Source organism: Pseudomonas sp. R19M (assembly GCF_050312585.1).
GTDB classification, from domain to species: domain Bacteria; phylum Pseudomonadota; class Gammaproteobacteria; order Pseudomonadales; family Pseudomonadaceae; genus Aquipseudomonas; species Aquipseudomonas palleroniana.
On sequence record NZ_JBNPJV010000098.1, the window covers coordinates 35,564 to 43,195 of the forward strand.

Annotated in this window: 7 protein-coding genes and 1 pseudogene; 7 read left to right on the plus strand and 1 reads right to left on the minus strand. The window is 57.0% G+C overall.

Translation table 11 applies throughout. The features are described from left to right. The first annotated feature begins 529 nt into the window (after positions 1-529). Positions 530-1,813: a diguanylate cyclase domain-containing protein gene (locus ACQRBT_RS25350; RefSeq protein ID WP_412046888.1), complete on the plus strand. Its 1,284-nt coding sequence runs from the start codon at positions 530-532 to the stop codon at positions 1,811-1,813. A 45-nt stretch (positions 1,814-1,858) separates the two neighbouring features. Here ACQRBT_RS25350 and ACQRBT_RS25355 read toward each other — a convergent pair whose 3' ends face one another. After that, complete coding sequence (locus ACQRBT_RS25355) at positions 1,859-2,779, minus strand: LysR family transcriptional regulator (protein ID WP_412046889.1); 921 nt, start codon at positions 2,777-2,779, stop codon at positions 1,859-1,861. A 139-nt stretch (positions 2,780-2,918) separates the two neighbouring features. Here ACQRBT_RS25355 and ACQRBT_RS25360 point away from each other — a divergent pair, with 139 nt between their 5' ends. The 6 genes and pseudogenes from ACQRBT_RS25360 (at position 2,919) to ACQRBT_RS25385 (ending at position 7,508) form a co-directional block, all read left to right on the plus strand. Next, on the plus strand, positions 2,919-3,320 hold the full coding sequence (locus ACQRBT_RS25360) for a RidA family protein (RefSeq protein ID WP_244383813.1): 402 nt from the start codon (positions 2,919-2,921) through the stop codon (positions 3,318-3,320). 258 nt (positions 3,321-3,578) lie between these two features. Further along, positions 3,579-4,562 (plus strand): DUF1852 domain-containing protein, encoded by a 984-nt coding sequence (locus ACQRBT_RS25365; RefSeq protein ID WP_198763512.1) that lies wholly within the window; start codon positions 3,579-3,581, stop codon positions 4,560-4,562. Between the two features lie 26 nt (positions 4,563-4,588). Beyond that, the gene (locus ACQRBT_RS25370; RefSeq protein ID WP_244383815.1) at positions 4,589-5,623 is read left to right on the plus strand and encodes a methionine synthase; all 1,035 of its coding nucleotides are present in this window, start codon (positions 4,589-4,591) and stop codon (positions 5,621-5,623) included. 120 nt (positions 5,624-5,743) lie between these two features. Beyond that, positions 5,744-6,250, plus strand: coding sequence for a flavin reductase family protein (locus ACQRBT_RS25375; protein ID WP_412046890.1), 507 nt, complete (start codon positions 5,744-5,746; stop codon positions 6,248-6,250). Between the two features lie 73 nt (positions 6,251-6,323). Then, positions 6,324-6,572: pseudogene (locus tag ACQRBT_RS25380) on the plus strand (protocatechuate 3,4-dioxygenase subunit alpha); the annotation flags it as partial. 117 nt (positions 6,573-6,689) lie between these two features. After that, positions 6,690-7,508, plus strand: a complete 819-nt coding sequence (locus ACQRBT_RS25385) for an alpha/beta fold hydrolase (protein WP_090371827.1) — start codon at positions 6,690-6,692, stop codon at positions 7,506-7,508. Positions 7,509-7,632: the final 124 nt, after the last annotated feature.

Below are 7,632 nucleotides of genomic sequence, written 5' to 3' on the forward strand. Positions count from 1 at the left end.
CAATTGCAAACTAAAACCTCTGAACCATACACTCTCTCTGGACTTATGGCAACAGTTGTTTAGAGACAAGCAGAGGCGCAATAACTGGCATCTCAATTGTGTAACTCTCTAAGTAAAATATTGCCACACTTCCGGAGTGCGCCCCCTAAAATTATCAGATTAACTATCAATGCCAACCATTTTCTCTCAGTTAATTGTATAGAAGTTAATAAGGTCGTAGATGTTGATATTGACGAATTCAATTATTTATAGGTTTTTGAGTGGTGTATTTTTACCATCTACAGCCAGCGTAGCTCCAACAGTTAGGGTGCCGATGGTGTGTGGTAGCACTTCACTCGACCGGCCGCTTATGGCGGAAAGCAGCCTATCGCAACCTGCTACTGCTTCCCACCTCCCCCAGCTCACACCGTGCTCGAATGATCCATACCAAGCAGCAAATATGAGGGTTGACCGCGTTTATGGGCAAACTGCCATCAAAAGATATGCATAATACCCCCATTGCTTAGCCCCCCGGATTGGTCGGTGCCCGATGATTGCCCTGTTCGTCCTGCTCGCCGCCCTACCCTCCCTGACCCTACTGTGGGTACTCCACCGCCAACGCCAGGAACACTGTGCGCTGCTAGCGGATTTGGACGTGGGCGTATTGCAACTGGCCCGCAATGGCCGAGTGCGTTGGCATAACCCGGCCGCCGCCGAATTGCTCGGTTGTGCCCGTACTCCACTGCTGGGTCTGCACCTGCGAGAACGCTTGCCTCCGTTGACCGCGCCCGCCGGCACGGTGCAGGTCACGGGTGACGATGGCCAACCACGCGCGTTGCACATCAGCCAGCACAGCCAGCAAAGCACGACCCATGCAACGCAATGGCTGTTGATCCGTCCGGTGCTGGTCGAGGCCGAACGCTTTCAGCGCAGCCAGTATTTCGCCCGAATCGGCACCTGGGACTGGGACATCGACACCAACCGCCTGTACTGGTCCGACGCCATTTTCGGCATGTTCGGCTATTCGGTCGATGAAGTGACACCCAGCTACGAGCTGTTCTGCAATGCGGTTCATCCGGACGATCGGGCCGGTGTGCGCGCCGGCGAATTACGCTGCATCGAAACCGGCGAGAACCACGACGAAGAATATCGGGTGGTCTGGCCGGACGGTACGCTGCGCTGGCTGCGCGAGACCGGAAACGTGATCAAGGATGCACTTGGCACGCCCATCAAGATGATGGGCGTGGTGCGTGATATCACCGAGGAGAAAGCATGGGCTCATCAATTGCACCGGCTAGCCCACCATGACCCGCTGACCGGCCTCCCCAACCGTTTAACGTTCGAGGAACGCCTGGAAAGTGCCCTGGCTTTGGCCCGGCACAACCACAACCGGGTTGCACTGGTATTCATCGACCTCAACGGTTTCAAGGCGATCAACGACAACCTTGGCCACGCGGCCGGCGATCAGGTCTTGAAGACCACCGCGACCCGCCTGTACGAAACGCTGCGCAACTCGGACAGTGTGGCGCGGCTGGGCGGCGACGAGTTTGTCACCGTGTTCGAAGGTCTATCGGCCGAACGTTCCCCCGAAGACGAGGCCGGGATGATCGCGCAGAGATTGCTGGCCTCGCTGGACGCTCCCATCAGTCTGGGTAACACGCAGCAGGTAGTCGGGGTCAGCCTGGGCATCGCCCTCTTCCCCGATCACGCGCAGACGCGCGACCAACTGATCCATGTCGCCGATCTGGCGATGTACGAGGCCAAGCGCAGCGGCGACAACCAGTACCGCCTGGGCCAGGCGCAGACTCAGGTACTGCGCGCCCGCAACAGCTGAATGCAAACTACGTTGGGGCATCCCTGGCCGAACGACCCTTTAGCATCAACCCCTCGCAACGACCGGTGCATGTTCGGCCATCAATTCTATGACCCAATCGATAAACACCCGCACCTTGGTGCTGACATGACGGTTGGGCGGGAATGCCAGATACATCGGCATCGGTTCCATCTGCCATTCCTCGAACAGCGGCAGCAGCTCGCCGCTGGCAAGGTGCGGTTTGGCCATGTACTGCGGTAGCCAAAGCACGCCCAGGCCCGCCAGCCCTGCGGCAAGGTAGGCATTGCCATCGTCGGTGATCAACAACGGGCGGCCTTGGACCTCGATGATCTCTTCGCCGCGCTGCAGGGTGTAGGGCAAGGCTTTGCCTGTACGCGACCACAGAAAGCCGACCGTACTGTGCCGGCCATCTTCCAGCTCACGCGGATGCGCCGGCTTGCCGAAGCGCTGCAGGTAGCCTGGCGTGGCATAGATGCCGAGCTTGAGGTCCCCCACATGCCGTGCCACCAGGGACTGATCGGTGATCTCGCCGCCACGGACTACGCAGTCGATGTTCTCGCCAATGATGTCGATGATGCGATCGCTCACGCCCATGGTCAGCTGGATTTCCGGGTAGCGCGCATAGAAGCCTGGCAAGGCGGGTATCAGTACCATGCGCGCCAGCGGGCTGGGCACGTCCACTCGCAATCGGCCGCGGGGTGCGGTCGATGCGCTGGACAAGCTGGTCTCGGCATCGTCCATATCGGCCAGCAGCCGGATCACGCGTTCATAGTAGGCCGCGCCATCGGCGGTGATGTTGACCTTGCGTGTGGTGCGATTGAGCAGGCGCACGCGCAGCCTTGCTTCCAGTTGCTGGACGAGCTGCGTCACGCTGGTCTTGCTCATGTGCAGGGTGGCTGCCGCCTTGGTGAAACTGCCGGTTTCCACCACTCGGACGAAGGCCTGCATCGCATCGAAACGGTCCATTTCACGCCTCAATAGGTCGGGATAGTTTGGATTCTACAAACAATCATGACCAGAGTTGCTGGTTTATCCAGGCCGGCGGCCTTTCTACAGTGGCTCCCTCTTGAACAACGGGCCGCGATGGCCCTGAAGGAGCTAGGCCATGACCCCTAAACGTGATGTCGTTTTCCCGCCTGACCGCCATGCACTGTACGAACTGCACCGCTACTCGCCGGCGATTCGTTCCAATGGCTTTCTGTTCGTATCCGGCCAGGTCGGCAGCCGCAAGGATGGTTCGGCCGAACCGGACCTCGCGGCACAGGTGCGCCTGGCCTTCACCAACCTCAACGCGATCCTGGCAGAGGCCGGCAGCAGTTTCGACGATGTGGTCGACACGACCATCTTCATGCTCGACCCCGACTCGAAGTTCGAAACGATCTGGGAAGTAGCGGCTGAGTACTGGGGCGAAGCGCCCTACTCCACAGCGACCGCCATCGGCGTGACCTGGCTGGCCGGCTTCGACTTCGAGATCAAGGTGATCGCCAAACTACCGGAGGTTCGCTAGCACGAGCGTTTCCATCAGCAAGAGGGCGTCAGCAAGAGGCTCTGGGCTCGGTTGCAAAATGCCCACTTGATCATGAGCGCGACTAATACATTATTGAAATCAATTCGTTTTTGTTCATGCAGCCCCCTCCATAAAATACCGGCAGCTCTTCACTGAGGCGCCCTGAAGGCTGCCACGGGAGAAAACAGACTATTGGCCAGAACTGAAAGGCAATCAGCCCATTCAGTTCTGGCAGGTAAAAACGGGGTGCAAGGCACGATGAACGAAGAACTCACATTTTCTATCAAAAGCGTCTGCTTTGATGAGCATTACACGCCTTCAGACAACACCCGAATCACGACCAACTTCGCCAATCTGGCCAGGGGTGAGAGCCGTGAAGAGAATTTGCGCAACACGTTGAAGATGATTGACAACCGCTTCAATGCGCTGGCGCACTGGGATAACCCCACGGGTGATCGTTACAAGGTCGAGCTGGAGATCATCTCCGCCGCAATGAGTATCGACGCGCAAAGCCGAGACAATGCGGTCCCGTTGATTGAAGTGTTGAAAACTACGATTGTCGATCGACAAACCGGTGAGCGCATCAACGGCATCGTGGGTAACAACTTCTCCTCCTACGTACGCGACTATGATTTCAGTGTGCGGTTGTTGGAGCACAACAAAAACCAGTCCGGTTTCAGTACGCCAGAAGACTTTGGTGATTTGCATGGCAAGCTGTTCAAGGGCTTCGTCAATTCAACGACGTACAAGCAGCACTTTGACAAACCGCCGGTTATTTGCCTGAGCATTTCCAGCGCCAGAACCTACCATCGAACCGAGAATCAGCACCCAGTGCTGGGCTTTGAGTACGTGCAGGATGAGTACTCATTGACGGATGAGTATTTCAAGAAGATGGGCTTGAAGGTTCGCTATTTCATGCCGCCGAACAGCGCTGCGCCGCTGGCGTTTTATTTCTCGGGCGATCTGCTGGGCGATTACACCAACCTTGAGTTGATTGGCACCATCAGCACGATGGATACCTTCCAGAAGATCTATCGGCCGGAGATCTATAACGCTAACTCGGCGGCCGGAAAATCCTATCAGCCGAGCCTGAAGAACCAGGACTACTCCTTGACTCGGATCGTGTACGACCGAGAAGAACGCAGTCGGCTGGCGATCGAGCAAGGAAAGTTTGCCCAAGAACAATTTATCAAGCCCTATCAAGCCGTACTTGAGCAGTGGTCTGTCAGTTGCGCTCTTTGATTAATTGAAAGCCAAGGTCATTTTTCATGAAAAAACTCTTACCCACTTCTACCGCCGGCAGCTTGCCCAAGCCCTCCTGGCTTGCTCAACCCGAGACGCTCTGGTCACCGTGGAAATTACAAGGTGATGAACTGGTTGAGGGCAAGCACGATGCCCTGCGCCTGTCGCTGCATGAACAACAGTTGGCCGGAATCGATATCGTCAGCGATGGTGAGCAGACGCGTCAGCATTTCGTGACGACCTTCATCGAGCACCTCGACGGCGTTGATTTCGAAAACCGCGAAACGGTCAGGATTCGTGATCGTTACGATGCGAGTGTGCCGACAGTCGTGGGCGCCGTCGCTCGGAAAAAGCCGGTCTTTGTTGAAGACGCCAAGTTTTTGCGCCAGCAGACCGGGCAGCCTATCAAGTGGGCCCTGCCGGGCCCGATGACGATGATCGATACCCTCTACGATGCTCATTACAAGAGCCGTGAAAAGCTGGCCTGGGAATTCGCCAAGATTCTCAACCAGGAGGCCAAGGAGCTGGAAGCTGCCGGGGTCGACATCATTCAATTCGACGAGCCGGCATTCAACGTGTTTTTCGATGAAGTCAACGACTGGGGTGTCGCCACACTGGAAAGGGCGATTGAAGGGCTTAAATGCGAAACCGCCGTGCATATCTGCTACGGCTATGGCATCAAAGCCAACACCGACTGGAAGAAGACACTGGGCTCGGAGTGGCGACAGTACGAGGAAGCCTTTCCCAAGCTGCAAAAATCCAGCATCGATATCGTTTCGCTGGAGTGTCACAACTCCCATGTCCCCATGGAGCTGATCGAACTTATTCGAGGCAAGAAAGTCATGGTCGGCGCCATTGACGTGGCCAACCATGCCATTGAAACGCCCGAAGAAGTGGCCAATACCCTGCGCAAAGCACTTCAATTCGTCGATGCCGACAAGCTCTACCCCTGCACCAACTGTGGTATGGCGCCCCTGCCGCGTCGCGTCGCCAGGGGCAAATTGAACGCGTTGAGTGCTGGCGCAGAGATCGTTCGCAGAGAGCTTCTGAACGCACGCTGAGCTACGTTCCGAGGTGGCGTACGCCGCTTGCACAATTGGAGAAGGCTGGAGCCAGCCGGATTTTCGGGCGGCTTCAAGCCTTGCTTAACCACGTCAGTTGCACTCTATTTAGGAGCTGTCATGTCACTGATGGGTAATGCCATTGATTCATTGCGCTTTCGCGAGGCGCTGGCGCACTACGCTTCGGGTATCACGGTCATCTCGTCACACGTCGATGGCGAACCGATTGGTTTCACCTGCCAGTCGTTTTATAGCGTGTCGATGAGCCCGCCACTGGTGTCATTCAGCGTCATGGCCAGCTCGGCGAGCTATCCAAAAATTCGTCGGGCAGGTCGATTTGCGGTCAATATCCTCTCGGGCGAGCAGGTCGAAATTTCCAACCAGTTCGCTCGGCGAGGCACGGACAAATGGCACGGCGTCCACTGGCAGGAATCACCCTTGGGTAATCCGATCATAGTCGGCAGCCTGCATTGGCTGGATTGCGAGATTCACGCCGAGCATGCGGCAGGTGACCACCTGATTGTGATCGGGGAAGTGAAGGCGTTAAATTTGCAGGAAGTCGTTGCCACGCAACCCTTGCTGTATTTCAAAGGGCAGTACCGCAACCTCGCCGCGCATGGTGCGTGATGAGGGGCAAACCATAGACCTTGAACTCCATCATAAGCCTGGCTCTTCGCTTTGATATCGTCCTGCGCGCTCTGGCGTTGCGATGGCGGCGCATATCAACGTCGCGCTGTTTGCGCACGGCATCAACATTCATCTGCAAACCCGTCTATATTTCGACGACGAACCTGAGGCCAATGCACTGGACCCGGTACTGAACCTGATCGAGCAGCCCCATCGTCGCGCCCCCTTGATCGCCAAGCGCTGTACCGTGGATGGCCAGTTGGCCTACTGCTTCGATATTCATGTCCAAGGCGCAGCAGAAACCGTGTTTTTCGATTTCTGACGCCCAAGCAACACCTTGGTGCCTGAACCGTTCAACCGAGCACAGGCATACAAGACCTCGGGTCCGGTTTCACACGATAGTGCGCCGAGCCACTTGCCCCCATCCGAGGAGTTTTACATGAGTACATTCGTAGCCAAAGACGGTACACAGATCTATTTCAAAGATTGGGGCAGCGGTAAGCCCGTGTTGTTCAGCCACGGCTGGCCGCTGGATGCCGACATGTGGGAATACCAGATGGAATACCTGAGCAGCCGCGGCTTTCGCACCATCGCGTTTGACCGCCGGGGTTTCGGCCGTTCGGATCAACCGTGGACCGGTAACGACTACGACACCTTCGCCGATGATATTGCCCAGTTGATCAACCATCTGGACCTCAAGGAGGTGACCCTGGTGGGCTTCTCCATGGGCGGCGGCGATGTATCACGCTACATCGCACGCCATGGCACCGCCCGCGTAGCCGGCCTGGTGCTGCTGGGCGCCGTGACACCGCTGTTCGGCCAGAAACCGGATTACCCGCAGGGCGTGCCGACCGAGGTGTTCGATGGCATCAAAGTCGGTCTGCTCAAGGATCGTGCGCAGTTCATCGCCGACTTCAATGCGCCGTTCTTCGGCCTCAACAAGGGCCAGAAAGTCTCGGACGGCGTCCTCACCCAGACCCTGCAGATCGCCCTGCAAGCTTCGCTCAAGTCCACCGTGGATTGCGTCACCGCCTTCTCGCAAACCGACTTCCGCCCGGACATGGCCAAGATCGACGTACCGACTCTGGTGATCCACGGCGACGGTGACCAGATCGTACCGTTCGAGACCACTGGCAAGGTCGCCGCCCAGATGATCAAAGGGGCCGAGCTCAAGGTGTACAAGGACGCACCCCACGGGTTTGCCGTTACGCATGCCCAGGCATTGAATGAAGATCTGCTGGCGTTCCTGAACCGCTGAAACACCGTCTGCTTATTTGGCCGGGCTTGCCCTGATGCCAGTCAGTCAAGCGATAGAACGGACGATGAATAACTTGTGGGAGGGGGCTTGCTCCCGATGAGGGTGTGCCAGCCAGCAGTTTATC